The sequence below is a fragment of the Proteus alimentorum genome (assembly GCF_002607735.1).
Taxonomy (GTDB): Bacteria; Pseudomonadota; Gammaproteobacteria; order Enterobacterales; family Enterobacteriaceae; genus Proteus; species Proteus alimentorum.
In genome coordinates, this window is the sequence record NZ_NBVR01000044.1 from 50505 (window position 1) to 76050 (window position 25546).

At 40.4% G+C, this 25546-nt stretch carries 22 protein-coding genes and 3 tRNA genes; 17 read left to right on the forward strand and 8 right to left on the reverse strand.

Translation table 11 applies throughout. The features are described 5' to 3' along the window. Positions 1–30: 30 nt before the first annotated feature. The gene (locus tag B6258_RS17950; RefSeq protein WP_129586870.1) at positions 31–426 is read left to right on the forward strand and encodes a hypothetical protein; all 396 of its coding nucleotides are present in this window, start codon (positions 31–33) and stop codon (positions 424–426) included. A gap of 11 nt (positions 427–437) precedes the next feature. On the opposite strand, the gene rarD is transcribed toward B6258_RS17950, so the two are convergent. Together rarD and B6258_RS17510 are read right to left on the reverse strand one after the other, a co-directional pair. Next, positions 438–1331, reverse strand: coding sequence for an EamA family transporter RarD (gene rarD, locus B6258_RS17505; RefSeq protein WP_099076355.1), 894 nt, complete (start codon positions 1329–1331; stop codon positions 438–440). Between the two features lie 145 nt (positions 1332–1476). Then, positions 1477–1944, reverse strand: a complete 468-nt coding sequence (locus tag B6258_RS17510) for a thioesterase family protein (protein WP_075672777.1) — start codon at positions 1942–1944, stop codon at positions 1477–1479. 233 nt (positions 1945–2177) lie between these two features. Between B6258_RS17510 and pldA the strand changes: the two genes are divergently transcribed. The 4 genes from pldA to yigL all read left to right on the forward strand — a co-directional run bounded on the left by pldA (position 2178) and on the right by yigL (position 6836). After that, entirely contained in the window at positions 2178–3050 is an 873-nt protein-coding gene (gene pldA, locus B6258_RS17515; protein ID WP_099076356.1) for a phospholipase A, read from the forward strand. Positions 3051–3164: 114 nt separating this feature from the next. Next, positions 3165–4994: an ATP-dependent DNA helicase RecQ gene (gene recQ, locus B6258_RS17520; protein WP_099076357.1), complete on the forward strand. Its 1830-nt coding sequence runs from the start codon at positions 3165–3167 to the stop codon at positions 4992–4994. A gap of 18 nt (positions 4995–5012) precedes the next feature. Further along, positions 5013–6023, forward strand: coding sequence for a lysophospholipase L2 (pldB, locus tag B6258_RS17525; RefSeq protein WP_099076358.1), 1011 nt, complete (start codon positions 5013–5015; stop codon positions 6021–6023). 12 nt (positions 6024–6035) lie between these two features. Continuing rightward, on the forward strand, positions 6036–6836 hold the full coding sequence (yigL, locus tag B6258_RS17530; protein WP_099076359.1) for a sugar/pyridoxal phosphate phosphatase YigL: 801 nt from the start codon (positions 6036–6038) through the stop codon (positions 6834–6836). Positions 6837–6919: 83 nt separating this feature from the next. Here the strand turns inward: yigL and mscM are convergent, their stop codons facing one another. The 3 genes from mscM to rsgA all read right to left on the reverse strand — a co-directional run bounded on the left by mscM (position 6920) and on the right by rsgA (position 12321). Further along, the gene (gene mscM, locus B6258_RS17535; RefSeq protein WP_099076360.1) at positions 6920–10255 is read right to left on the reverse strand and encodes a miniconductance mechanosensitive channel MscM; all 3336 of its coding nucleotides are present in this window, start codon (positions 10253–10255) and stop codon (positions 6920–6922) included. A gap of 22 nt (positions 10256–10277) precedes the next feature. Next, positions 10278–11174: an archaetidylserine decarboxylase gene (asd, locus tag B6258_RS17540; protein ID WP_099076396.1), complete on the reverse strand. Its 897-nt coding sequence runs from the start codon at positions 11172–11174 to the stop codon at positions 10278–10280. An 88-nt stretch (positions 11175–11262) separates the two neighbouring features. Further along, complete coding sequence (gene rsgA, locus B6258_RS17545; RefSeq protein ID WP_099076361.1) at positions 11263–12321, reverse strand: small ribosomal subunit biogenesis GTPase RsgA; 1059 nt, start codon at positions 12319–12321, stop codon at positions 11263–11265. A 115-nt stretch (positions 12322–12436) separates the two neighbouring features. Between rsgA and orn the strand changes: the two genes are divergently transcribed. The 4 genes from orn (at position 12437) to B6258_RS17565 (ending at position 13447) form a co-directional block, all read left to right on the forward strand. Next, entirely contained in the window at positions 12437–12982 is a 546-nt protein-coding gene (gene orn / locus B6258_RS17550) for an oligoribonuclease (protein WP_099076362.1), read from the forward strand. Between the two features lie 166 nt (positions 12983–13148). Next, positions 13149–13224 (forward strand) — tRNA-Gly (locus B6258_RS17555). Positions 13225–13260: 36 nt separating this feature from the next. After that, positions 13261–13336: transfer RNA gene (locus B6258_RS17560), tRNA-Gly, on the forward strand. A gap of 35 nt (positions 13337–13371) precedes the next feature. After that, positions 13372–13447: transfer RNA gene (locus B6258_RS17565), tRNA-Gly, on the forward strand. A 48-nt stretch (positions 13448–13495) separates the two neighbouring features. On the opposite strand, the gene B6258_RS17570 is transcribed toward B6258_RS17565, so the two are convergent. From B6258_RS17570 to queG, 3 genes are all read right to left on the reverse strand, one after another. Next, on the reverse strand, positions 13496–13822 hold the full coding sequence (locus tag B6258_RS17570; RefSeq protein WP_099076363.1) for a type II toxin-antitoxin system RelE/ParE family toxin: 327 nt from the start codon (positions 13820–13822) through the stop codon (positions 13496–13498). 5 nt (positions 13823–13827) lie between these two features. Beyond that, positions 13828–14097 (reverse strand): type II toxin-antitoxin system Phd/YefM family antitoxin, encoded by a 270-nt coding sequence (locus B6258_RS17575; RefSeq protein ID WP_099076364.1) that lies wholly within the window; start codon positions 14095–14097, stop codon positions 13828–13830. Between the two features lie 756 nt (positions 14098–14853). After that, positions 14854–16008 (reverse strand): tRNA epoxyqueuosine(34) reductase QueG, encoded by a 1155-nt coding sequence (gene queG / locus B6258_RS17580; RefSeq protein WP_099076365.1) that lies wholly within the window; start codon positions 16006–16008, stop codon positions 14854–14856. 224 nt (positions 16009–16232) lie between these two features. Between queG and tsaE the strand changes: the two genes are divergently transcribed. The 8 genes from tsaE (at position 16233) to hflC (ending at position 25146) form a co-directional block, all read left to right on the forward strand. Next, complete coding sequence (gene tsaE / locus B6258_RS17585) at positions 16233–16700, forward strand: tRNA (adenosine(37)-N6)-threonylcarbamoyltransferase complex ATPase subunit type 1 TsaE (protein ID WP_099076397.1); 468 nt, start codon at positions 16233–16235, stop codon at positions 16698–16700. A 13-nt stretch (positions 16701–16713) separates the two neighbouring features. After that, positions 16714–18054, forward strand: a complete 1341-nt coding sequence (locus B6258_RS17590; RefSeq protein ID WP_099076366.1) for an N-acetylmuramoyl-L-alanine amidase — start codon at positions 16714–16716, stop codon at positions 18052–18054. Between the two features lie 23 nt (positions 18055–18077). Beyond that, positions 18078–20087 (forward strand): DNA mismatch repair endonuclease MutL, encoded by a 2010-nt coding sequence (gene mutL / locus B6258_RS17595; RefSeq protein ID WP_099076367.1) that lies wholly within the window; start codon positions 18078–18080, stop codon positions 20085–20087. Beyond that, positions 20056–20997: a tRNA (adenosine(37)-N6)-dimethylallyltransferase MiaA gene (miaA, locus tag B6258_RS17600; RefSeq protein WP_099076368.1), complete on the forward strand. Its 942-nt coding sequence runs from the start codon at positions 20056–20058 to the stop codon at positions 20995–20997. Before mutL ends, miaA begins: the two co-directional genes overlap by 32 nt. A gap of 109 nt (positions 20998–21106) precedes the next feature. Next, complete coding sequence (hfq, locus tag B6258_RS17605; protein ID WP_075672788.1) at positions 21107–21394, forward strand: RNA chaperone Hfq; 288 nt, start codon at positions 21107–21109, stop codon at positions 21392–21394. Positions 21395–21488: 94 nt separating this feature from the next. Continuing rightward, the gene (gene hflX, locus B6258_RS17610; protein WP_099076369.1) at positions 21489–22772 is read left to right on the forward strand and encodes a ribosome rescue GTPase HflX; all 1284 of its coding nucleotides are present in this window, start codon (positions 21489–21491) and stop codon (positions 22770–22772) included. A gap of 92 nt (positions 22773–22864) precedes the next feature. Then, positions 22865–24139: an FtsH protease activity modulator HflK gene (gene hflK, locus B6258_RS17615; RefSeq protein WP_099076370.1), complete on the forward strand. Its 1275-nt coding sequence runs from the start codon at positions 22865–22867 to the stop codon at positions 24137–24139. Positions 24140–24141: 2 nt separating this feature from the next. Further along, positions 24142–25146 carry a protease modulator HflC gene (hflC, locus tag B6258_RS17620; RefSeq protein ID WP_075672791.1) on the forward strand — a complete coding sequence of 335 codons (1005 nt, stop codon included), beginning with the start codon at positions 24142–24144 and terminating at the stop codon, positions 25144–25146. Positions 25147–25546 lie beyond the last annotated feature (400 nt).

Genomic DNA, 25546 nt, shown 5'->3' on the forward strand with positions numbered 1-25546 from the left:
TTATCTATTCTTACTCAACGAGATTAATTGATGAAACTCTCTAGTGTATTCTTTCATACCTACTCTTTTGTTGCACCTTGCACGCGAACTTTTCCTGCCTCTTTTTCTAGTAATGAATTATCGGTCGAAAATACGGAGGAAGTCCTGTGTGATACTTATCATCCCAGCGAGCCTATCCATGAATTTGAAGAAGATTTGTATTGTAAGTTATTGAGACACCAGCGTGATTTTGTTCCTCGTGTCAATCTCTATTACAGTGTCTTGATTAACCATATTCAATTGGTTAATAACGCAATATCAACCTTATTTAGGTGCTCACATCGCTATGTAGAGGAGATATCAAAGGGTGCGTATTCATTAAAGAAGAATAAGAAAGAAAAATGCTCTTCCGCTTTTACACAAATCAGCAATTTAGCGGAAGAGTGAGTCTTAGAGGGTTAGCTACGTCTTAAGCGGCGTTGTGTATAAAGCGCATCAAGCGTAAAGAGGATCAGTGCAACCCAAATAAAGCCGAAGGTGACGAGTCGTTCTGCATCAATTTGTTCGCCATATACCATTGTGGCAAGAATAAACATCAAGGTTGGGCCAATATATTGGAAAAAGCCCAAGGTTGATAAACGCAGATGATGCGCAGCTTCTGTAAAGAGCAGTAGTGGCACAGTTGTAATAATACCGGCAGCAATTAACAAGGTATTTAATGACCAGCTATTCTCAAGCATATTGCTAGTCGGCGAATGTGTGAAAAATAAGATATAAACTAATGCAACAGGGAATAGCCATAATGTTTCTACCAGCATGCCTGTTTGCGCATCGACACCCAATTTTTTACGCAGTAAGCCATAAAGACCAAAAGTCACCGCGAGGCTTAATCCAATCACAGGTACTGAACCAAAGTGCCAAAGTTGAATGAATACTCCCGTAAAGGCTAAACCTACCGCGACCCATTGCATACGGCGGAAGCGCTCACTCAAGAAAAGCATACCAAAGAGTACGTTAACCAGTGGATTAATAAAGTAACCAAGGCTGGCTTCTAGCATATAGCCGTGGTTAACCGCCCATATATAGGTAAGCCAGTTAGTTGCGATAATGACGGCAGTCAGTGCTAAAAGAAGAATTTTTTTAGGTTGACGTATTAATTGGCGCAAATAAGGCCAATGACGACTAATCGTCATTAAAATTAACATAAAAAAGAACGACCATAAAATACGGTGCGTTAAGATCTCTTCTGCGGGCACTTCTTGAATACTTTTAAAATAGACAGGGGCAATACCCCAGATCAAATAGGCGCCTAAGGCACATAAAACGCCTTTCATCGTGTTTTTCTGGCTCATGCTATCTCTGGAATTGATGGAAAGGAAAAGTGTGACGGGGTTATCATACCCAATGACATTATCTAATGTGTCATTAGGTATGTATTTTTACAAGTAATTAATACTAATCTAAGCATCATCGCGCACAATGAATTCTAACAAAGGCTTAACCTACGATGTAGGTTGCTGTCCCACTCGCAATATGAACTTGTTTTTCATTATGTAATTCAACACGAGCAACAGACACTTTATTACCACTGCGTAAAATATGGCTACTTGCAGTAAAACATTCTCCACGTCCCGGTCTTAAATAATCAACTCGTAAGTCGATAGTGCCCATATTAGCGAGTTTCTGTTCAAGTTGCTCTTGGGATATGGGAGCCAAACGTGTTAATGCGTTACCGACACAAACTAACCCCGCACTAACATCAAGCACAGAAGCAATGAGCCCACCATGTAAGATACGTTGAGCGATATTACCAACAAGTTTATCTTGATACCGAAATTGAATTTCCGCGTAGTCTTGTTCAAAGCGAACTAGCTCTAGGCCGATTAATTGATTAAAGGGCATTTTATAAACAAAAACATGACCAATAAGTGTTTGAGCCTCTTCTAATGTTAACTGTTTTTCCATTTTTAGAACCCCTGATATCACGTTATTAAGTTAATACTATGTTAATAATACATGACGAAATCGTAATTGCACATTCGTGCTATAAATATAATGGTGTGAAAATATACGAGATTTAATGGCAATTACGTGTAAAATATGGGCACTAAAGTGTAATAAAGCACATATATAAGAACTAATTCTAAAGTAAGTACTAACTTTTTATATTATTCAATAATGAGACAGGATAATTAACTATGCGTTACATCCGTTCTTTACTCGCGGTGGCTTTATTCTATCCAGCATGGGGATTTACATCCGAAATACAAGCATCATCTCCTGCACCGCTTGTTCAGGGCAGTATTATTTCTGGTTTATTACAAGAATACGATTCACCTTTTGTTCTTTATCCTTATGAATCCAATTATATTATTTATACGAAAACCTCTGATATGAATAAAGAGGCTATTCAAAGTTATGATTGGGGTAATAAGGCTAAAAAAGATGAGGTGAAATTTCAGCTTAGTTTGGCCTTTCCTTTATGGCGTGGTATTGCGGGTGAAAACTCTGTTTTAGCGGCATCTTATACTCAACGCTCTTGGTGGCAATTAAGCAATAAGAAAGAATCTGCTCCTTTTCGTGAGACAAACTATGAACCGCAACTTTTTCTAGGTTGGGCAACAGACTATAAATTTGCTGGTTGGACACTTCGTGAGATAGAAACGGGTTTTAATCATGAATCGAATGGCCGTTCTGATCCTACCTCTCGTAGTTGGAACCGTGCTTATGCGCGTTTTATGGTGCAAAAAGGCAATTTACAGCTTGATCTAAAACCTTGGTATCGCTTTAATGAAAGTGCACAACGTGATGATAATCCAGAGATTAATCGCTATATGGGGTATTATCGCTTAAAAGCAGGTTACCGATTAGGCGAAAGTGTGATCACGGCAACTGGGCGTTATAATTGGAACAGCGGTTATGGGGCAGCTGAATTAGGCTGGAGCTACCCAATTACTAAGCATGTACGCTTTTATACCCAAGTATTTAGTGGTTATGGTGAATCAATGATTGATTATAACTTTCGTCAGACTCGGGTCGGTGTTGGTGTGATGCTTAATGATATGCTGTAATTTTCCCCGTTCTGGGTTAGCATAGCGCTATAAATGATGATGGCACCTTCATATTGGTGCCTTTTCTTTTACTCCTCATCATAGTTTTTATCAGCAGCTTTTCAGAGGAACGGTGTGTCCACAGCAGAAGTTCTTAATTCAATGCCATCAGCACAGGCTATTTTGCGAGAAACCTTTGGTTATCAGCATTTTCGCCCTGGCCAGCAAGAAATCATCCATACCATTACAACAGGGAGAGATTGCCTAGTTGTGATGCCGACAGGGGGTGGTAAATCCCTTTGTTATCAAATTCCCGCATTATTGCTCGATGGATTGACTGTGGTTGTTTCGCCACTCATCTCACTGATGAAAGATCAGGTTGATCAACTTTGCCTTCATGGTATTGAAGCTGCTTATTTAAATTCAACTCAAACGCGTGAAGAGCAGTTTGATGTTCAAATGCGTTGTCAACAGGGTGAAATAAAACTGCTGTATATCGCCCCTGAACGTTTAATGATGGAGAGTTTTCTTCATCAATTAGTGCAATGGAAACCGGTATTACTCGCTGTTGATGAAGCTCACTGTATTTCACAATGGGGACATGATTTTCGCCCTGAATATCGCGGTATAGGATTATTAAGACAATATCTTCCTGATGTTCCCATCATTGCATTGACAGCAACGGCGGATAATACAACACGTTACGATATTATTAATCAGCTAGTGTTGCGTGATCCTTTAATTCATATCAGCAGTTTCGATAGACCGAATATCCGCTACACTTTAGTAGAGAAATACAAACCGCTTGATCAGCTTTGGCTATTTATTCGTGGTCAAAAAGGAAAATCAGGCATTATTTACTGTAATAGTCGCAGTAAAGTCGAAGAAACAGCAGAGCGCTTGAGTAAACGAGGATTAAGCATTGCGGGCTATCATGCTGGAATGGAAATTGCGCAACGCGCTAAAGTACAAGACGCTTTCCAGCGCGATGATTTACAGATTGTGGTTGCCACGGTGGCATTTGGCATGGGAATAAACAAACCCAATGTCCGATTTGTGGTTCACTTTGATATTCCGCGAAATATTGAATCTTACTACCAAGAAACAGGGCGTGCAGGGCGAGATGGATTGCCCGCAGAAGCGGTATTATTTTACGATCCAGCGGACATGGCATGGTTGCGTCGTTGTTTAGATGAAAAGCCAGAAAGCGATCAAAAAGCCATTGAAATGCATAAGCTTAATGCGATGGGAGCATTTGCTGAAGCGCAAACATGCCGACGCTTAGTGTTGCTAAATTACTTCGATGAACATCGACAAAACGCCTGTGGTAACTGCGATATTTGCCTTGATCCTCCTAAGCAATATGATGGTTTAGTGGATGCACAAAAGGCATTATCCTGCATTTATCGTACGGGGCAGCACTTTGGTATTGGTTATATTGTTGAAATTTTAAGAGGCGCGAATAATCAGCGTATTCGCGATTCGGGACACGATACATTACCTGTTTATGGTATTGGTAAAGCACAAAGCCATGAACATTGGGTCAGTGTGATCCGTCAACTTATTCATTTAGGTATGGTGACACAAAATATTGTCCATCGTTCTGCATTACAACTGACAGAAATGGCTAGACCGATCTTACGAGGTGAAGTGCCATTACAATTAGCTGTACCTAGATTATTAAGCTCGACAAAAAGCCGTAATCAACAAACAAAAAATACCCATAGGCAGTACGATAGAAAATTATTTGCGAAACTACGTAAATTACGCAAGTCTATTGCTGATGAAGAAAACATTCCGCCCTTTGTCGTCTTTAATGATGTTACATTGATTGAAATGGCAGAACAGTGCCCCGTTTATCCTGATGAATTATTATTAATAAACGGTGTTGGACAACGAAAATTAGAACGATTTGGACCCGCGTTTATGACACTCATTCGTGACCATATTGAGGGCTTCGAATAACGCCAATAAGGAGAGCCAATGACAACCACTCTGTTTAAATATTCGTGGTTATCGCGTGAAAAGCAGTTTTCTGCATTTACGAACGGCGTCTTATTGGATTTTTGGGGGCAACGTGAAGAGGGGGAGTTTGTTGGTGTTGATGGTGCCAAAATTCGTTATGTTTATTGGCGTTCATCCTTATCTTCACACAATAAAGCGCTAGTTATTTCATCGGGTCGTACTGAAAGTTACATAAAATACCCTGAAGTTGCTTTTGATTTTTTCCATATTGGCTATGATGTTTTCTTGCTAGATCACCGTGGACAAGGTTTTTCCGATAGACTTTTGGACGATCCCCAAAAAGGCCATGTTGAAAGATTTAGTGATTATATTGATGATTTTTCAACTTTTATTGATAAAGTTGTTTTGCCTTATCGATATAAACATTATTTTGTATTAGCTCACTCAATGGGCGGGGCAATTTTAGCGGGATATCTGTTGAGACAAACCAATGTATTTAGTGCAGCTGCGCTATGTGCACCGATGTTTGGGATTCGATTACCTATACCTCGCTGGGTGGCTAATTTTTTAGTCAATCGAGCAGAGCAGAGCCAATCTGAAAAAAATAACTACGCTGCATCTACGGGTAAATGGTTTCCTCTACCTTTTATTCTTAATGTGTTAACACATAGTCATGAGCGATATCGCCGGTATTTACGTTATTACGCTGATTTCCCAGAACTACGATTAGGCGGACCGACTTATCATTGGATGGGGGAAAGTCTAAAAATGGGAGATTGGTTAATTGAACATGCGGGAGAGATTAATACCCCTCTATTAGTGCTCGAAGCAGAGCATGATAAGGTGGTAGATAATCAAGAGCTAAGGGCTTTCTGTGAAGGTTATAGTCAGTCCAGAACAAGAGAAGAAAAGCAAAAATTGCCACTAGTAATTGAGGGTGCGCATCATGAAATCTTGTTCGAAATAGATAAGCTACGCTCACAAGCATTAAATGAAATCTGTGAGTTTTATGATAAGCATTTATTTTAATCAGGAATGTGTATGTATTCGATAGTCGCTTCAGATCTTGATGGCACACTGTTATCACCTAATCATGTATTAACTCCCTATACGCAAGAAACCCTGCATTTACTTATTAATAAAGGCGTGCACTTTGTATTCGCAACAGGTCGCCATCATGTTGATGTTGCTCAAATTCGTGATGGATTAGGCATTAACGCTTATATGATAACCTCTAATGGTGCACGTGTGCATAACACGCATGGCGACCTTATTTTTAGCCAAGATCTTGAGCCTGAAATTGCTTATGACTTGGCTCTTATGGTTTTTGATCACCCTGAAATTGAAACTAATATTTATGCTGGTGACTACTGGTATGTGAATAAGGAGATGCCAGGGGCTTGTGAGTTTTTTAGAGAATCAGACTTTAGCTATGAACTATATTGTAAAACAGGATTTCCAACCACCAATGTCTGTAAGGTTTTCTTCACCTCTGAGGATCATGAGCTATTACTGAAACTAGAGAATGAAATTAATCAACGCTGGGGTGACAAGGTTAATGTGAGTTTTTCACTGCGTAATTGCTTAGAAGTGATGGCTGGTGGCGTATCTAAAGGTGAGGCACTAGAGAAAGTGGCTGAACTGATGCAACACTCTGCGAAAGATGCTATCGCGTTTGGTGATGGTATGAATGATAAAGAGATGCTACAGATGGCGGGTAAAGGTTGCATTATGGAAAATGCGCACCAGACATTAAAAGATCTGTTACCCAATATGGAAGTGATTGGTACCAACGCCGATGAAGCCGTTCCTCATTATTTACGTAAGCTATACCAAGTGTGATCTCTTCGAAAAGAAAAGGCGAACAAGGTATGTTGTTCGCCTTCTTTGTCTATTATTTTCTTTACATTAACTGAATAGGTAGATTATAACCCACCCACTTCTCTTGGTGTCGCTCGCATTGAGCTACTAATTGTATTACCCATCATATCCACTCTTGCTTGGAATGGCGGGAACGGTAATGGGATACCGTGCTCTGCAAAGGCTAAGAGAATATTTTGGTGGATCTCGTGTCTTGCTGGCATTCTATGCCCCATCTCTGCGGCGTAAACACGTAATTCGAAAATCTGAATACCTTGCTGTAAATCGACGAGGTAAACCTCAGGTGCTGGGTTTTCTAAAATCATCGTAGAGCGTTTTGAGGCTTCTAATAACACATTGGTCACTTGCTCACTGTTGCAGTCCGCAGGCGCTGGGATTGTCATTACGATACGAGTGACAGAGTCTGACAGTGACCAGTTAATAAATTGCTCTGTAATAAAGGCTTTGTTCGGTACGATAATTTCTTTTCTATCCCAGTCAGTTAGCGTAGTTGCCCGTGTGTTGATCTTAGAAATATTTCCGGTCAAATTACGAATGGTAACGGTATCGCCAATACGGATTGGTTTTTCAAATAAGATCATCAACCCTGAAATAATGTTGGCAAAAATTTCTTGTAAACCAAAGCCTAATCCGACACCCATTGCCGCCACTAGCCACTGTAATTTTGACCATTCAATCCCTAATAAAGAGAAACCCACAATACTCCCAATTAAGGTGATGGTGTATTTGGTCATGGTGGTAATGGCGTAACCTGTACCTGGAGTTAAATCAAGATGCTGTAAAATGGCCAATTCAAGTAAAGCAGGAAGGTTTCGAACTAATTGGGTTGTAATAATAATGACGAGGATCGCCACTAAAATAGAGCCCATTGTGATAGGTTGCACCGTGTTAACGCCATTCACCGACGAGGTGACATCCCAAAGTCGGATATTGTCAACGAAAGAGAACGCCGTGTTTAATTCAGACCACAATAAGATCATCGAGACTAATGCAATCATAGTCAGAATAGAGCGAACTAAACCAATAGATTGCGCACTGATAGCATCAAGGTCTATTTCTTGAGCCTCAATTTCAAGTCCTACTGTGCTTTCACCACTGCTCCCAACAATCGTATTTTCATCTTCACCTTTTGCACGCTGAGCCAGAATTTCTGCACGCTTTTGTTTAGCACGCTCAAAGGCTAATTTTCGGCGCTGAATCAGCATCCATCGCTGAATAATGTGGTAGATGATCAGTAGAGCAAACCAAATGGCGACAGACATTTCTAAACGACCAAGTAAGACAATCGATGTAGAAAGGTAACCTAAGACGGCGGCTAAACCTGCAATAACCGGAGCAAGCAGTAAGAACCACCATAAAATGGTGTTGATCAGATTATCGCCAGATCCATGTTTATCAAGATAAAGGGGGACGTGCGCTTTTTTAAGGCTAGACGTAATAAAGCTTAAGGCGATACAGAGTAGTAAGAAACAGAAGCGACCGACCGTCGGTGCAAATTCTCTATCGCTATAATATTCAAAGGTAATTAATGACATCATCAGCGGAACGATGACAAAAATAGAAAGCTGGTAAAAGCGCATCGCTTTTTTAACACGGCTCTCTTTCCATTTAAATTGAGCAATAAACAGGCCGTTATGACGTGCAAATGTTGCACTGATCATAAATAACCACAGCACAGGTGCTGCCGCTGTGACCCCATATCCAATAGCGCCCGCCATTGGATAACGCCATTCAACACTTTGTAAACCATAACCTACGGCAGACCATAACAGAGGTAATGGCAACGCAATTAAAATAGACCAAAAGACGGTGCGTATTGTCAGTGAAAAGTGATCTTGTGTGACTTTACCAATACGGTTGCTGACTCTTTCAAGAAATGCGTTGTAATGTTTTCGAGTACGCAGGCTAAAGCCCACAATGGATAACGTGACAAATAGGAATAGGAACGTATCCTGATTTTTAAGCATGCTGATAGCAGCATGACCTAATTGTGAAAAGGTATCTAGCGAAAGCAATCGAGTGATATCTTTGACTAATAAAACCGGATAATTAAGTTTGATAGGGCTGATATCGGCAACCCAGAACATATAACGGTTTGTTGCGTCTTTTGTCTCTTTTAATGCATCCGCTAATTGTGTTGTCGCCACTTTTAGTTTTGTTAACTCAAGAATTTGAGAGTCATAACCAGATAACAACGAATTCAATAATTCATGGCGTGCTTGGATCAGAGAATCAAAAATATATTGCTGAGCTTCAGGCAATTTAGAACCATCGGCAGTTTCTGGTGGCTGGATCTTACTTAAGTTTTCCAGCATATCCTCATAGCCTAAACGCTCGACACGTAACTGAATGATATCTCTATCAAGTTCTTGTGAACGAGGCATTTCAGGTAAGCGAGAAAGCTGGGTTCTTAATGCTTCACCTAATGCTGTTGAGCCACTTAACCACTGTGCTTGTTCTCGAATAGTGGTGAGCGTTTGGCGAACTTGTTGTGTCTGCTGTGTAGTAATGCGCTGTTTTTCTGATAACTCACTCATTTCCTGTGTTTGTTTATTCAGGATCTGAGAGAGTTCACGGTTAGTTTGGATCTGCTTTGTCAGAAATTCAGGAAGCTCGCCCCCTTTCTCCGCTAACATCTCTGTTTTTTCTAATGCAAGATCAGCCACTTCTTGGCGCTTTATATTTAATAAGCTGCGCAATTGTTGTAATTGCACATCAAGACGCTGATAGCGTTTTTTAAACAATTCTAAGCGAAGGCGAGCAATTTCTTGGCGGTTATTCGCTGACAGTTGTGCCATTTCAAGCTCATTAACCATCGCTTTACGTGCGGTGACTTCAGCTTGTGTGAGTTTATTTTGTGCTTCTGTTAATGGCGTTGTTGATGCACTGACAGCTGCGAGTCTTGCTGTTGCATCGCTGAGTAAACGGCGCGCTTCAGAAAGCTGTTGGGGTAATAAGTTTAAAGATTCGCTAATTTCACGGCTTTTATCTTGCTCTTGCTGTTGAAGCCTTGCTTGTTCCATTAATTGGCTACTGATTTGAATAATTTTCTGTTCTAAATCAGGGATGCTAATTTTTTCAGGGATAGTAGGAACAGCATGGCTTTCCTCAAGGAGTTTGGTTCTTAGCTCTTGCGTAATTTGAGGGTAATCATCAATGGTTTTTTGATAGCTGTCTGCGTTTGTTTGCGCTTTTTCACCATCATTAATCCAGTTGATAGTGCCTTGTAGCGCCTGAACTGCCTCAATATCTTGAGGATTGGTGCTTCCTTCAAGTTGTTTAATATCTTGACGTAATTTCTCCACATCTGCTGATATTGCGGATGTGCTTAACGAAAGCGTCAAAAAGAGCGAGAAGAAAAGACTGATTATCAGGCGCACAAAGGTTACTCCGAATTACGTGTTATTCACTGATGGCATTATTGTCATTACCAGCGACATTGATGATGGAACCCAGTTGTTCCCCCATTAATGTAACGGAGCCATTCATAAGATCTTTATTCAACTGAACGGTATTTTCTGGGAAAAGATTGATGACCGTTGAGCCTAACTTAAATCGACCCATTTCTTCACCTTTTTTCAGGAATATTGCTCCTGCTTTCTCCGCTTGAGGGTATGTCCAGCGTTTAATAATACCTTCACGAGGTGGCGTTACCATGCCACACCAAACCGTTTCAATACTACCGACAATTGTTGCACCAACCAGAATTTGTATCATTGGACCAAATTGAGTTTCAAAAAGGCAGATAATACGTTCATTACGTGCAAATAAGTTAGGGACATTAGCTGCTGTTAATGGATTAACAGAGAAGAGATCGCCTGGAACATAAATCATCTCTTTTAATAAACCATCGCAAGGCATATGAACACGGTGGTAATCACGAGGCGAAAGATATGTTGTAATAAACTGACCATTACGGAACTTATCTGCCAACATAAAATTACCCGCAAGTAATGCTTCAAGGGTGTAGTGATGCCCTTTGGCTTGCAAGATTTGATCATCTTGAATTAGGCCAAGTTGGCTTACTGCACCATCAGCCGGTAATGCAAGTTTGTCATCACCTTCAATGATAGGGCGAGCACCGTCTTTTAAAGTACGAATAAAAAAGTCATTGAATGTAGAATAAGCTTGGAACTGGCTGTCTTTCGCTTCATTCATATCGACTTTATAAGCTTTCGCAAAAGTCTTGATAACAAACTGGGTGATGATACCCGCTTTTTTATTTGCGAACCAACCTGCTAACTGTGTTAGCCATAATTTAGGCAATAAATACTGTAGTTTAATTTTTAGCTTGTCCAAAATGGCAACCTCTGGGATTAAACGATAAAAAATAGACAAAAGGGGTCTATTGTACCCACCCTTAATAGGGTTGTCAGTGAATCAATTATTAAGAGTCTAAATTAATGTTCTTACGAACTTTCACCTGACTCATACTTTCTAAAATTCGATGGTAGTTTTCAAATCGTGTTTCTGCAATTTCGTTGTTTCTTACTGCTTTACTAATTAAGCAACCCGGATCGTCTAAATGCTTGCAATCGCGGAATTTACAACCACCAAGGTACGGTCTGAATTCAATAAACCCTTTCGTGACTTGTTCTGGCGTTAAGTGCCATAAACCAAACTCACGCACACCCGGAGAGTCAATGACATCTCCGCCTTGTGGAAAATGGTAAAGGCGTGATGCTGTTGTGGTATGTTGGCCTAAACCGGAGTTATCAGAGACTTGATTAACAACAATGCTTTCTTCCATTGGGGGTAACAGCGTGTTAAGTAAACTTGATTTACCTACACCGGATTGACCAGCAAAAATAGAGATGCGTCCGATAAGTTCTTGGGTCAGTGCTTCTAATCCTTCTTTGGTATAGCTAGAGACTTCAAGAACACGATAACCAATATCTTTATAAGTCTGCATCCATTCACTAACCGTCTTACGGCTTTCTTCATCTAACATATCGATTTTATTGAGCACAATCAGAGGCTCAACATTTAACGTTTCACATGCTACAAGGTAACGGTCGATAATATTTAAAGAAAGTTCAGGCAAAATAGCCGAAACGATAATAATTTGATCGATATTTGCGGCAATAGGCTTAATACCATCATAATAGTCAGGACGGGTCAGCACTGAAGTTCGTTCGTGTACGGCTTCTACAATGCCATTTACGCGGACATTTTCTTGTGTTTGTAGCGCAGGACGCCAAACAACTTTATCACCCGTTACCAGTGATGAAATTGTGCGTCGAATATTGCAGCGTGTAATGGTGCCGTCAGCAGCTTCGATATCGGCATGTTGACCAAAACGGCTGATCACTAAGCCTTCGGTCGCTTCGCCTAGTTGTGTATCGTCTAATTCAACGTGGTTTTTTTTCTCTTTGCTTTGCAAACGCTTTTTATGATTTTCTTGTACTCGGCGTTGCTGGCCTTTAGATAATTTACGTTTTGTCACCGATCCTCACTTGTATTATTCGGTTAGATGTTCTTCTGTCGTGCTTATTGAGTAAACGCGCTATGATAAACGCTAAAATATCATGTCTCACACTTAGAAACAGCTAGGATATATTATGTCAAAAAGCGAGAACAATCTGATCTGGATAGATCTGGAAATGACAGGTCTTGATCCTGAATATGACCGTATCATCGAAATTGCCACTATCGTGACAGATCCTCAACTTAATATTTTAGCCGAAGGCCCTGTAATTGCAGTACATCAATCTGATGAGCAATTAAGCTTAATGGATGAATGGAATACACGTACCCATACAGGAAGTGGCTTAGTTGAGCGCGTAAAAGCCAGTTCATATGATGATAATTCAGCACAAAAAGCGACAATTGAATTCCTAGAAAAATGGGTACCAAAAGGCGTATCACCTATCTGTGGTAATAGTGTGGGGCAAGATAGACGTTTTCTATACCGTTATATGCCAGAGCTAGAGCAATATTTTCACTATCGTTATCTTGATGTGAGCACATTAAAAGAATTAGCTCGTCGCTGGAAACCTGAAATTTTAGAAGGTTTTGAAAAAAAGAATACTCATCAGGCATTGGATGATATTCGTGAATCCATTGCAGAGCTTGCTTATTATCGTAGAACCTTTATTAAAGAGTAAAAAGTGGGCATTCATGATTGATATTGCATCATTGTGATGATTTTATCGGCATGTAATCAAAAAAACGTATTTTTTTGTTGATAAGGGCTTGCGGTTAAGCATTTTTCTCGTATAATGCGCTTCCCGTACCGATGAAGAATTTCGTTTGTACGGGTGTAAGAAAGACGCGGGAATAGCTCAGTTGGTAGAGCACAACCTTGCCAAGGTTGGGGTCGCGAGTTCGAGTCTCGTTTCCCGCTCCAATCTTTCTTAGACAATTATTAGTAGTGTTATGCGACGCGGGAATAGCTCAGTTGGTAGAGCACAACCTTGCCAAGGTTGGGGTCGCGAGTTCGAGTCTCGTTTCCCGCTCCAAATCTTTTACTAATCATTGTCAAAACTTACCAAATGCGGGAATAGCTCAGTTGGTAGAGCACAACCTTGCCAAGGTTGGGGTCGCGAGTTCGAGTCTCGTTTCCCGCTCCAAGTTTTTCTCTTCCAGTTTTTATTCTTCTAATCAAAAAAATCAATACGTTATCCTAATAGTCTACGGCTAACTAGCGCTTTCATATCTCGTCTACCATCAGTAATGACGTAAATAATAATTTGTTGTCCTAATACTCTGTAGATCACCCGATAGGGTTTAAATAGAATTTGCCGAAATTCACGAATACCTAACGTTAGCAATTCATTAGGCGCAGTTCCCTCCATTGGAAAGTTAGTTAAATTGTCTGCTATTGCTAGTAACTCATCTAATACATAATCCGCATTTTCTGGGCAGTCATGTTCAGAAATATAGTTATGAATGTTTTCTAAATCTGCCTCGGCATCTTTAGTAACTACGACCTTGTATGATGCCATTCTTTTTACTTCCTTTTATTTTTTAAACGCTGAACAACACTTTTTATATCACTGACTTCGCCTGATTCAACTTGTTGTTGACCTAATGCTAATATTTTCAGTAAAGCTAACGTCTCCTGAGTTTCTTCATAAGATTCAATATCTTGAATGACTGCTTTAGCTTCGCCATTTTGAGTAATAATCATAGGGGAGCCAGATTCGGTAAGTTTTACCATTACTTCAGCCATATTGGCTTTTAAATAGCTAATTGGTTTAATTTGTTCTGAATAACGCATATTCACCTCCATAAATTAAGTCTTAATTTAGACCAAAAAAAGACTATGTTCGCTAGTCTAATAATGTGTAGCCTAAAATATAACCAAAAAAATCTTCATTTACTCTCTCGCTTTTTAAAATATCGACTACACTGTGTTAGGGTGCAGATTAAGGGATTTTACTTAATACTCGCAAAGAGAGTGTGAGAGATTATTGTTCAAAAAGAAAAATGTGATGACTGTGCGTAAGATCAAGCTATTTTTTTGTGATCTATCTTTGATCTTTGCTTGCATTTCTATTTTGACAGCACTAGAATGTGCGCCTTTCCTCATTTAGAGGGGAAATTAGAGGCAAGATCATTTTTTAGGTTTTAGGCCTTTATTCTGTTAAACATGCATTGAATAGTATTTTAGAAAAAGAAAAGGGTTTATCAGGCTTTTCTTTAAAAAAACGTGGTATATATTCTACTATTCTTAAAATCTTCCCAAATCGATTTATCCACAGTGAGATGCTAATAACCATCGCATCTAAGCACTATTTATTTTTTTACTGCACAGAGTTATCCACAAGCATGTATCCTTCAGTGATAAGGATATTATTCTCTTCAATAAATCGATTGGATTTTATATCTAATTGATAATTAAGTTTATTTTAATTTTTTAAATTTTGAGTCTTAGTTCGCTTGAATTTTTTTTTCATATTGATAGGCAAGGGATTTTTATTTTATTCACAGAGGAAACTAATAGTTACTCGTAATGCGTTTATTCTGTTAAAAATTAAGCGTCGCGAGGTAAGCCTTTAGTTATCGCCCTTACTAAGCGTTTTTGTTGTGAAGTCTGTATTTTCACTTCTTTTTCATTTCTCTTCGCTGTCTGTTGTGCAATTGCCCAGTTTAAATGTTCATCTAAAACATCACTCAATCCAAAGCGTTCTTGCAAGGCAAGTATAATTTTATCTTGATAAGGTGCATTTCCTAACGCCACGCTAATATTTCTAAGCCAACGTAAATAGCCGATACGACGGATCGGGGAACCTTCTGTGATACGCAGAAATTTATCTTCACGCCATTGAAAGAGATCGAGTAATTCTGGGGTATGAAGCGCTCTTCTTGGGGAGAAATCTTCTTCATCAGTCAGTGATGAAAAACGATTCCAAGGGCAGATAAGCTGGCAATCATCACAACCATAAATACGATTACCCATTAGAGGGCGAAATTCTTCGGGAATAGCACCATCGAGTTCGATAGTAAGATAAGAAATACAGCGACGAGCATCAATAGTATAAGGTTCAACAATGGCACCTGTCGGACAGGTTGTTATACAGGCGACACATTTACCGCATTGTTCTTCAACTGGGCTATCAGTAGGCAATGGCAAATCAATCAGTAGTTCACCAAGGAAAAACCAAGAGCCTGCTTGATTGTTAATAACAAGTGAGTGTTTACCAACCCAGCCAAGTCCAGCCTTAACGGCTAATGGGCGCTCCATGATAGGTGCTGAATCAACAAATGGACGAAAGTTGACGACCCCTTGATATTCAAATTGCTGACAATATTGTGAAATTCTTTCACCGAGTTTTTTAAGACGCTGTCTTAATACTTTGTGATAATCTCGACCCAGTGCATAACGACTGATATAGCCTTGCTCTGGATTATTTAAGGTTCGAGCAAAAGCCGCATCTGTAGGGAGATAATTCATTCTGATACTGATTACGCGTAATGTACCCGGAACCAGTTCATGAGGTCTGGCTCGTGTCATTCCATACTTTTCCATCCATGCCATTTCACCATGATATTGCTTATCTAACCACGCTTGCAGGCGAGGCTCTTCAAGCGATAAGTCAGTATCACATATTCCTGTTTGTTGAAAACCTAGCTCAGAACCCCATAATTTAATGTTTTGAGCGAGAAGATTAAGATCGAGTGATGACATGAATAAACCGAATCAATAGGTAAGGGGTGAGTCCTAAGAGCGCGCAGTGTATCATAGTGAGGCAGTAGGAAAAATCCTCGCAATAAATAGATTTATGGTATGGTTATTTGATAGTGATTTCGATAACTATTTGCCTTAAGAAAACATATAAAGCTTAGTATTTGATGTTCTCCAACGATCTCACTTTATTAAGCCGTTATAACTTAACAATAGATTATATAAATATGAAAGAATGGGTTGTTACATTAGAAGATGAAGCGGCAACAGTTGAACTCGGGCGTACTGTTGCAATGGCAACTAATCATAGCGGATTGATCATTTATTTATATGGCGATCTTGGCGCTGGAAAAACAACCTTTAGCCGAGGCTTTTTACAAGCGCTTGGCCATCAAGGGCATGTTAAAAGCCCAACATATACATTAGTTGAGCCTTATATGCTCTCGCCAAATCCCGTTTATCATTTTGATCTTTATCGTTTAGCCTCTGCCGAAGAGCTGGAATTTATGGGAATACGCGACTATTTTGAGCAAGACGCGTTATGCCTTATTGAATGGCCATCGCAAGGTGAAGGCTTTTTACCTAACGCTGATGTAGAACTTCATTTAAGCTACGAAGATGAGGGTCGAAAAGCGCGTTTTGTTGCCCTTTCACAAAGAGGGAATACTGTTTTATCCCGTATTCAGTCTGCATAAAGGAATATTGATTATGTTGAGTCTCATCACCATTGTGAGTCAAAGTCAGCGCTATGTTGTTGCCTTTCTGTTGGTTGTTTTGTCTTTATTTTTTGTGCAAGCAGCACAAGCCGCTACTGTGACAGAAGTAAAAGCAGAAAACGGTATTTCAGCAACAACCCTCACATTCACTTTTAGTGATGGGAAGCCTAGTTATCGATATTACTCATTAAAAAGTCCTGACCGTTTGGTGATGGATTTTAAGCAGAGCACAAAAATTACGGGATTACCGGCAACATTAGGCAATGGGCAGTTAGTCCATAAAATTCGCTCAACGCAATCAAAAGATAGCCAATACCAAAGTATGGTTGTTGAGCTTGCTCAGCCTGTCGTGGTGACTGAGAGTTTGATGAATGTCAGTAGTGGCTATAAGTTGGTACTTACTATCAAAGCGATAAATGGTCGTCAAAATAGCAATACCCAATCAACAGTAAGTGTTGTTGCGTTATCACCGACAGCAACAGCAACTACATCAAGTACAAATACATCAAATTCAAATAGCAATAGGGAAATGGCGCCTTTAATGACCAAGCCGACACCTGAGGTTACGCCAGTAGCTCCTATTGTAAAACCACGCACTACATCATCAAAACCACAAGCAGGCTCTCGCCAAATTATTATTGCGATAGATGCGGGTCATGGTGGGCAAGATCCGGGAGCGATTGGCCAGAAAGGTAATCGTGAAAAAGACGTGACATTAAGTGTGGCAAGGAAGTTGGAAGCTCGCTTACGTAATGATCCTATGTTTAAACCTGTTCTAACACGTAGTGGTGATTATTTTATCTCAGTTGCAGGGCGCTCTGAAGTTGCCCGTAAGCAAAGTGCGAATATGTTAGTGTCTATACATGCAGACTCAGCACCCAATCGTAGTGCAAGAGGGGCCTCTGTATGGGTACTTTCTAATCGTCGTGCAAACAGTGAATTAGGTAAGTGGCTTGAACAAAGTGAGAAACAATCTGAATTACTCGGTGGTGCGGGTGATGCATTAGATGGCGCTGATCCTTATTTAAGTCAAACAGTACTCGATTTGCAGTTTGGTAATTCACAGCGAGTGGGCTATGACGTTGCTGTTGCTGTATTGTCTGAATTAAGAAAAGTCGGTTCATTACATAAAAAAACACCAGAGCATGCGAGCTTAGGTGTTTTACGTTCGCCTGATATTCCTTCAATTTTAGTTGAAACAGGCTTTATCAGTCACGCGTCAGAAGAGCAATTACTGATTTCTGATGCTTATCAAGAGAAACTTGCGGCATCTATTCACGCGGGTTTAAGAAATTATTTTCTGGCACATCCTTTACAAAACGCGCCTAATTGATTGAGTAGAATGGAATAAAGGTAATGGCGATAAATTTATTACCTCCTCAGCTTGCAAACCAAATTGCCGCAGGGGAAGTTGTTGAAAGACCCGCCTCTGTTGTTAAAGAGTTGCTGGAAAATAGTTTAGACGCAGGCGCAACGTCGATTGATATTGATATCGATAAAGGTGGCGCTAAGCTTATCCGTATCCGTGATAATGGAAGTGGTATCAATCGTGATGATTTGAAGTTAGCACTTGCTCGCCATGCAACTAGCAAAATATCAAGTCTTGACGATCTCGAAGCCATAATGAGTATGGGCTTTCGTGGAGAAGCATTAGCGAGTATTAGCTCAGTTTCCCGTTTAACGCTGACATCACGTACTCAAGATCAAGAAGAAGCATGGCAAGCTTACGCCGAAGGTAGAGATATGGCAGTCACCGTTAAACCTGCTGCTCATCCTATCGGAAGTACAGTTGAAGTGCTTGATCTCTTTTATAATACGCCTGCAAGACGTAAATTTTTACGTACTGAAAAAACAGAGTTTGCACATATTGATGAAGTGGTACGCCGCATTGCGTTATCGCGCTTTGACGTCTCTATCAATCTTACCCATAACGGTAAACGTGTTCGGCAATACCGTGCAGCGAAAGATGAAAGTCAGCAAAATCGCCGTTTGAGTGCGATTTGTGGTAATAATTTTGTCAATCAATCAATGCAGTTATCGTGGGAACATGGTGATTTAGCAATAAAAGGCTGGGTAGAACACCCTTTATCACCAGTGCAAAGTAGTGAAATTCAGTATTGTTATGTGAATGGACGAATGATGCGTGATAGGTTGATTAATCATGCTATTCGCCAAGCTTATGAAGGATATTTACAAGGGGAACAGCAACCTTCTTACATCTTGTATTTAAGTGTTGATCCTCACCAAGTCGATGTTAACGTCCATCCTGCTAAACATGAAGTTCGCTTCCATGAATCTCGTTTGGTTCATGATTTTATCTATCAAGGCGTGTTGAGTGTTTTACGACAAGCAACGCAAGAGCCTTTATCACTGATTTCAGATGACGAAGAAGAACATGAAACCGCGTTAAACTTCCCTGAAAATCGCCAAGTTGCAGGTGAAAACGTATTTTCTCAGCCTTATCAAGCGCCAGTAGCTCAAACTCCGTCAAATACATCATCACACCAATACAGTGAACGAGAGTACAACAATAACTTACATCAAAAGCAAGCCTCTCAATTTGGCGATCGCCGTCAGTTTGGTGAAAGCTATCAACGGACACAAGGTGCGCTTTATCAAAAAATGATGCAGGAAAGTGTATCTACATCAAAAGATAAAGAGAAAATACCCCTATTTCCTGACCGTGCCCCATTGAATTTAGGTGAAATCGTTCATACAACTAATAATATCGAAGGCGATGCTATTTCGGTGATGCCGCGTTCCGTCAATGCGAAAGAGGGGCAAACTGATTATACTTTTGGGCGAGTATTGGCAATTTATCAGCACAAATATGCGTTAATAGAATCTTCACAAGGTCTTGGGCTGTTGTCATTGGAAGAAGCTGATTTTCTGTTAAAATGTGCGCAATTACTGCCTAAAGATGAAACATTGAAGCCACAACCTTTGCTAGTGCCTTTAAAGTTGGCATTGAGTAAAGAGGAGATTAGTGTATTCAATCAGTTTCAATCGCTAATTAGTCATTTCGGGATCGTTATCGAAATTTCTCACGGTAAAGCAACAATACATGCGGTGTCGTTGCCTTTGCGCGAGCAAAATTTACCCGTGTTACTGACAGCATTATTAGCCTATTTGTCAGCAGAGCAAACTTGTACTGAGCAACAACTTGGACAGTGGTTCGCAAAACAATTAGGAGTAGAGCAGGCGCAGTGGTCGCAAGCTCAAGCAGTAGGACTATTGGCTGATATTGAAAGACTTTGTCCTCAATATGTCAGACAGCCAGCAAAAAACTTATTACAATTAATTGATTTACAACCGGTGGTAGTGGCATTAAATAATGAGCGATGTGAACACGCAAATAAAACCTAAAGCAATTTTTCTAATGGGGCCTACCGCATCAGGTAAAACGGCATTAGCAATTGCGCTGAGACAAAAACTGCCTGTAGATATTATTAGCGTGGATTCAGCTCTTATCTATCGTGGTATGGATATCGGTACAGCAAAGCCGGATGCGAACGAGCAATCGCTTGCTCCACATCGATTAATTGATATTCTGGACCCTGCATTTCCCTATTCTGCTGCAGATTTTCGACGTGATGCATTAAATGCCATGGAAGAAATTACGGCATCTGGGCGAATTCCACTATTAGTGGGTGGGACTATGCTATATTTTAAAGCGTTACTTGAAGGTCTATCGCCTCTACCCAGTGCTAATTCGGATGTTCGTGCTGAAATAGAAAAAAAAGCAGCAGAACAGGGGTGGGAGGCAATACATAAAGAGTTAGCATTAGTTGATCCCGTTGCAGCACAACGGATCCATCCTAATGATCCTCAACGGCTTTCTCGTGCGCTAGAAGTTTACCTGATTTCAGGTAAGACAATGACGGAATTGACCAAAATATCAGGCGAGTCTTTGCCTTATGATGTTTATCAATTTGCGATTGCTCCGAAAGATAGAAATGTTCTTCACCAACGCATTGAAGCCCGTTTTAAACAGATGTTAACGTGTGGATTTGAAGATGAAGTAAAATCATTATATGAACGGGGCGATCTGCATGAAGATCTACCTTCTGTACGTTGTGTCGGTTATCGCCAGATGTGGTCATATTTATCAGGCGAAATAGATTATGATGAGATGGTTTATCGAGGGATCTGCGCTACCCGGCAATTAGCGAAGCGACAAATCACCTGGTTAAGAGGTTGGAATGACATTCACTGGCTTGATAGTGAAGATCCAAAACAATCTCTTGACACTGTTTTGCAGGTAGTTAGTGCATAGATGGTAGGTTTGTGTAAAATTGATAGTTGCCAAAGCGCAATTTTTGAGTAGTTCATTTTTCGAACCAATTGGGTTCTAATATAAAACAACAAAATAAGGAAAACATAGAATGGCTAAGGGGCAATCTTTGCAAGATCCTTTCCTGAACGCATTACGTCGTGAAAGGGTTCCCGTTTCTATCTATTTGGTAAACGGCATTAAATTGCAGGGTCAGATCGAATCTTTTGACCAATTTGTTATTTTGCTGAAAAACACAGTAAGTCAGATGGTATATAAACATGCTATCTCTACCGTGGTACCTTCGCGTCCTGTTTCTCATCATAGCAACACAGGCACGAACCAAACTGGTACAGGCTACAATGGTGGCGCTGCTCAGCAGGATGATGTTGCAGAATAATAATCCAATATTATTCTTGATATAATAAAAACATAGGTAGGGAGACTTTACCTATGTTTTTTCCTGTTTTTATAAAGTCCAAGGGGTTTCGCCTTTGTTTGATCGTTATGAAGGTGGCGAATTAGCCGTTTTAGTGCACGTCTTCTTTTCTCAAGAAAAGGACGTTGATGATTTGCAAGAATTTGAATCTTTGGTGACATCTGCGGGTGTGAAACCAGTTCAGATTATTACAGGAAATCGTAAAGCACCTCATCCTAAATATTATGTGGGGGAAGGTAAGGCAGAAGAAATTGCCGAGTCTGTAAAAGCAAGTGGTGCAGATGTTGTTTTATTTAATCATGCACTGACACCTGCACAAGAACGAAATCTGGAAAGACTTTGTGAATGCCGAGTGGTTGATCGCACGGGAGTTATCCTTGATATCTTTGCTCAAAGAGCAAGAACCCATGAAGGAAAGCTACAGGTAGAACTTGCCCAGTTACGTCACTTATCAACCCGTTTAGTCAGAGGGTGGACTCACCTTGAAAGACAAAAAGGGGGGATTGGGTTACGAGGACCAGGCGAAACTCAGCTAGAAACAGACCGCCGCTTACTCCGGGGTAAAATTAGTCAAATTCTAATGCGATTGGGTAGAGTTGAGCGTCAGCGTGAACAAGGACGACAAGCGCGGAGTAAAGCTGATATTCCAACATTATCCCTTGTTGGTTACACGAATGCAGGAAAATCGAGTTTATTTAATCATATTACCTGTTCTGATGTGTATGCAGCAGATCAGCTCTTTGCAACATTAGATCCGACACTAAGACGTATTCAAGTCGATGACGTGGGAACGGTTGTATTAGCCGATACTGTTGGATTTATTCGACATTTACCTCATGACCTTGTTGCTGCTTTTAAGGCGACGTTGCAAGAAACACGAGAAGCAACCTTACTTCTTCATGTGATTGATGCAGCAGATAGTCGTTTTGAGGATAATATTCATGCAGTTGAAAGTGTATTAGAAGAGATTGATGCTCAAGAAATACCAACACTGCATGTTATGAACAAAATTGATCTTCTTGAAGATTTCACTCCAAGAATTGATCGAAATGAAGAAAACTTACCCGTTAGGGTTTGGGTTTCTGCACAAACAGGCGAAGGTATTCCTCTGTTGTATCAGGCGTTGACAGAACGTCTTTCAGGTGAGATCGCACACTTTGAATTACGTTTACCGCCAGAAAATACAGGGCGCTTACGTAGTCGTTTTTATCAATTACAGTCAATAGAACGTGAATGGATTGAAAAAGACGGTAAAGTTGGGCTAATCATACGTATGCCTATGGTAGACTGGCGCCGCCTTTGCAAGCAGGAACCAAATTTATTGGATTACGTGGTCTGATATTCGGCCATAATAATGAACATTAACTGAGAGCTGGCGACGAAATCGGCTCTTAAGCCTGATAAATCTAATCATAATAATGGAGCTAGAACATGGCGTGGAATCAGCCCGGTAACAACGGACAAGACCGCGACCCGTGGGGTAACCGAAACAGCGGCAATAATAATGGCGATGGCAACGGTAACTCCAACGGCAATCAAGGAGGTCGGAATCGTGGAGCATCAGATCTCGATGATATGTTCCGTAAACTGAGTGAAAAGCTTGGTGGTTTCGGCGGCAAAAAAGGTGGAAACTCCTCTTCTGGGCAAAATGGCGGTCCTCGTAGCAATGCTGGAAATCTTCTGATTTCTCTTGCATTAGGTGCGGTTGTCGTGGTTTGGGCTGCAAGTGGTTTTTATACCATCAAAGAGGCAGAACAAGGCGTAGTGACTCGTTTTGGTAAATTTTACCAAATCGTGGAACCTGGTCTGAACTGGAAACCGACTTTCATTGATGAAGTTCAGCCTGTTAACGTAAAAACTATCCGTGATTTAACCACGGGTGGCATGATGTTAACGTCAGATGAAAATATGGTTCAAGTTGAGATAAACGTGCAGTATGTTGTCTCCGATCCAGAAACATTCCTATTTAACCTGACAACACCAATTAACAGCTTAGGTCAGGCAACTGACAGTGCAGTACGTGGCGTTATTGGTCGTTCAGAAATGGAAAAAATTCTGACTTCTAACCGTTCAGAGATTCGTGACCAAACGCGTCAAGAATTAGAAGAGACTATCCGTCCTTATAATATGGGTATCTCGATTGTGGACGTCAACTTCCAAGTTGCTCGCCCACCAGAAGCGGTAAAAGCGGCATTCGATGACGTAATCGCTGCGCGTGAAGAAGAACAAAAAACAATTCGTCAAGCGGAAGCTTATAAAAACGAAGTGTTACCGTTAGCAAAAGGTAACGCACAACGTATGATTGAAGAAGCGACGGCTTATAAAACCAGTGTGGTGATGAAAGCAGAAGGTGAGGTCGCAAGCTTTGCTAAAATCTTACCTGAATATCGTGCTGCGCCTGAAATTACCCGCGAGCGTCTTTACATTGAAACGATGGAAAAAGTGTTATCCAAAACACGTAAAGTCATCGCTAATGATAAAGGTAATAGCATGTTAGTGTTGCCTTTAGAGCAAATGTTACGTCAGCAATCTCAATCTGCACCATCAAATACGTTTGAGGCGCCAGCTCGTGTAACGGCACCTGCTCCAACTGCAAATCCAGCACCAGCACAAAAACCAGCAACAACGACTTATGGTAATGGTGGATATGGTAGTAATAATGGCGGTTATGGTCAGCCTTACGGCAACAATCAAGGAGGACAATAATCATGCGTAAAGTTATCGCTGTTGTTGCAGTTATTATTTTAGCGTTGTTGTACTCTTCTGTGTTTGTCGTTCAACAGTATGAGCGTGGCATTATTTTACGCTTTGCAAAAGTTGTACGTGATGCTGAAAATAAACCTGTTGTTTATGAACCAGGTCTTCACTTTAAAATTCCATTTATTGAGAATGTGAAAAAACTGGATGCGCGTATTCAAACTATGAATATCCAGCAAGACCGTTTCTTATCAGGCGAGAATAAAGACTTATTAGTCGATTCTTATCTGAAATGGCGTATCAGTGATTTCAGTACTTACTATCTGGCAACAGGTGGTGGTAATACAACGCAAGCAGAAACATTGCTGCGTCGTAAATTCAGTGACCGTTTACGTTCAGAGATTGGTCGTATGAGCGTAAATCAAATTATTACGGATTCTCGTGGTCGTTTAACCATTGATGTTCGTAATGCACTGAATGAAGGTACACCTTCTCGTGATTCAAGCGCTGCTGATGATGCAATCGCTATTGCTGCTAAAAAAGTGGCTGAAGAAACTAAAGGGCAAGCGCCTGCTATCAATATGAACAGTATGGCAGCGTTAGGTATTGAAGTGATTGACGTACGAATCAAGCAAATCAACTTACCTATGGAAGTTTCTGAAGCGATTTATCAGCGTATGCGTGCAGAGCGTGAGGCCGTTGCTCGTCGTCACCGCTCACAAGGTCAAGAGCAAGCTGTGAAAATTCGTGCAGCTGCGGATAAGACTGTAACAGAGACTCTGGCTGAGTCTGAGCGTGAATCATTACGTCTTCGTGGTGAAGGTGATGCTCAAGCGACTAAACTGTTTGCGGATGCGTTCAACCAAGATCCAGACTTCTATGCCTTCATTCGTAGCTTACGTGCTTATGAGAAGAGCTTTAACCAAGATGGTAATGACGTCATGGTGTTAAGCCCAGATAGCGATTTCTTACGCTATATGAAAGCACCAACAAAAGCGCGAGCGATCGAAGAGTAATTTCCAAATGTATTAAACCATTTGAGTAAATAATAAAATCCTCCACCTTAAAAAAAGTGGGGGATTTTTTTTGATATCAATAAGATAAAGTGAGTGATCAAGCTAGGAAATAAATAATTGTGTATAAAAAGATGAAAATTTACGCTTAATGGTTTCCAAAATGGTTTTAGCTGGGATAGTATAAAGTGAAAATTGCATTTCAAGATAAACCTTCGGCAATTCCGAAGCGTCTTCTTCGCCATTTTCACTTTTATGTCACTCTGCTTCCTGTTTTTGCGATCAAAACTGTTGATAAAATTCACAATACGTTTGTAGTGCGGATTTTTCGGGCAAAAATATTGACAATGGCAAGATAATCTATTGCTTAAAAGCGGGGATGACATAATTAGATAAAATCTAC

Bases quoted from the DNA above. Each gene is read 5' to 3' on its own strand.
- B6258_RS17950 (WP_129586870.1), top strand. From the start codon at position 31: ATGAAACTCTCTAGTGTATTCTTTCATACCTACTCTTTTGTTGCACCT.
- rarD (WP_099076355.1), bottom strand. From the start codon at position 1,331: ATGAGCCAGAAAAACACGATGAAAGGCGTTTTATGTGCCTTAGGCGCC.
- B6258_RS17510 (WP_075672777.1), bottom strand. From the start codon at position 1,944: ATGGAAAAACAGTTAACATTAGAAGAGGCTCAAACACTTATTGGTCAT.
- pldA (WP_099076356.1), top strand. From the start codon at position 2,178: ATGCGTTACATCCGTTCTTTACTCGCGGTGGCTTTATTCTATCCAGCA.
- pldB (WP_099076358.1), top strand. From the start codon at position 5,013: ATGACAACCACTCTGTTTAAATATTCGTGGTTATCGCGTGAAAAGCAG.
- yigL (WP_099076359.1), top strand. From the start codon at position 6,036: ATGTATTCGATAGTCGCTTCAGATCTTGATGGCACACTGTTATCACCT.
- orn (WP_099076362.1), top strand. From the start codon at position 12,437: ATGTCAAAAAGCGAGAACAATCTGATCTGGATAGATCTGGAAATGACA.
- B6258_RS17570 (WP_099076363.1), bottom strand. From the start codon at position 13,822: ATGGCATCATACAAGGTCGTAGTTACTAAAGATGCCGAGGCAGATTTA.
- B6258_RS17575 (WP_099076364.1), bottom strand. From the start codon at position 14,097: ATGCGTTATTCAGAACAAATTAAACCAATTAGCTATTTAAAAGCCAAT.
- queG (WP_099076365.1), bottom strand. From the start codon at position 16,008: ATGTCATCACTCGATCTTAATCTTCTCGCTCAAAACATTAAATTATGG.
- tsaE (WP_099076397.1), top strand. From the start codon at position 16,233: ATGAAAGAATGGGTTGTTACATTAGAAGATGAAGCGGCAACAGTTGAA.
- B6258_RS17590 (WP_099076366.1), top strand. From the start codon at position 16,714: ATGTTGAGTCTCATCACCATTGTGAGTCAAAGTCAGCGCTATGTTGTT.
- mutL (WP_099076367.1), top strand. From the start codon at position 18,078: ATGGCGATAAATTTATTACCTCCTCAGCTTGCAAACCAAATTGCCGCA.
- miaA (WP_099076368.1), top strand. From the start codon at position 20,056: ATGAGCGATGTGAACACGCAAATAAAACCTAAAGCAATTTTTCTAATG.
- hfq (WP_075672788.1), top strand. From the start codon at position 21,107: ATGGCTAAGGGGCAATCTTTGCAAGATCCTTTCCTGAACGCATTACGT.
- hflK (WP_099076370.1), top strand. From the start codon at position 22,865: ATGGCGTGGAATCAGCCCGGTAACAACGGACAAGACCGCGACCCGTGG.
- hflC (WP_075672791.1), top strand. From the start codon at position 24,142: ATGCGTAAAGTTATCGCTGTTGTTGCAGTTATTATTTTAGCGTTGTTG.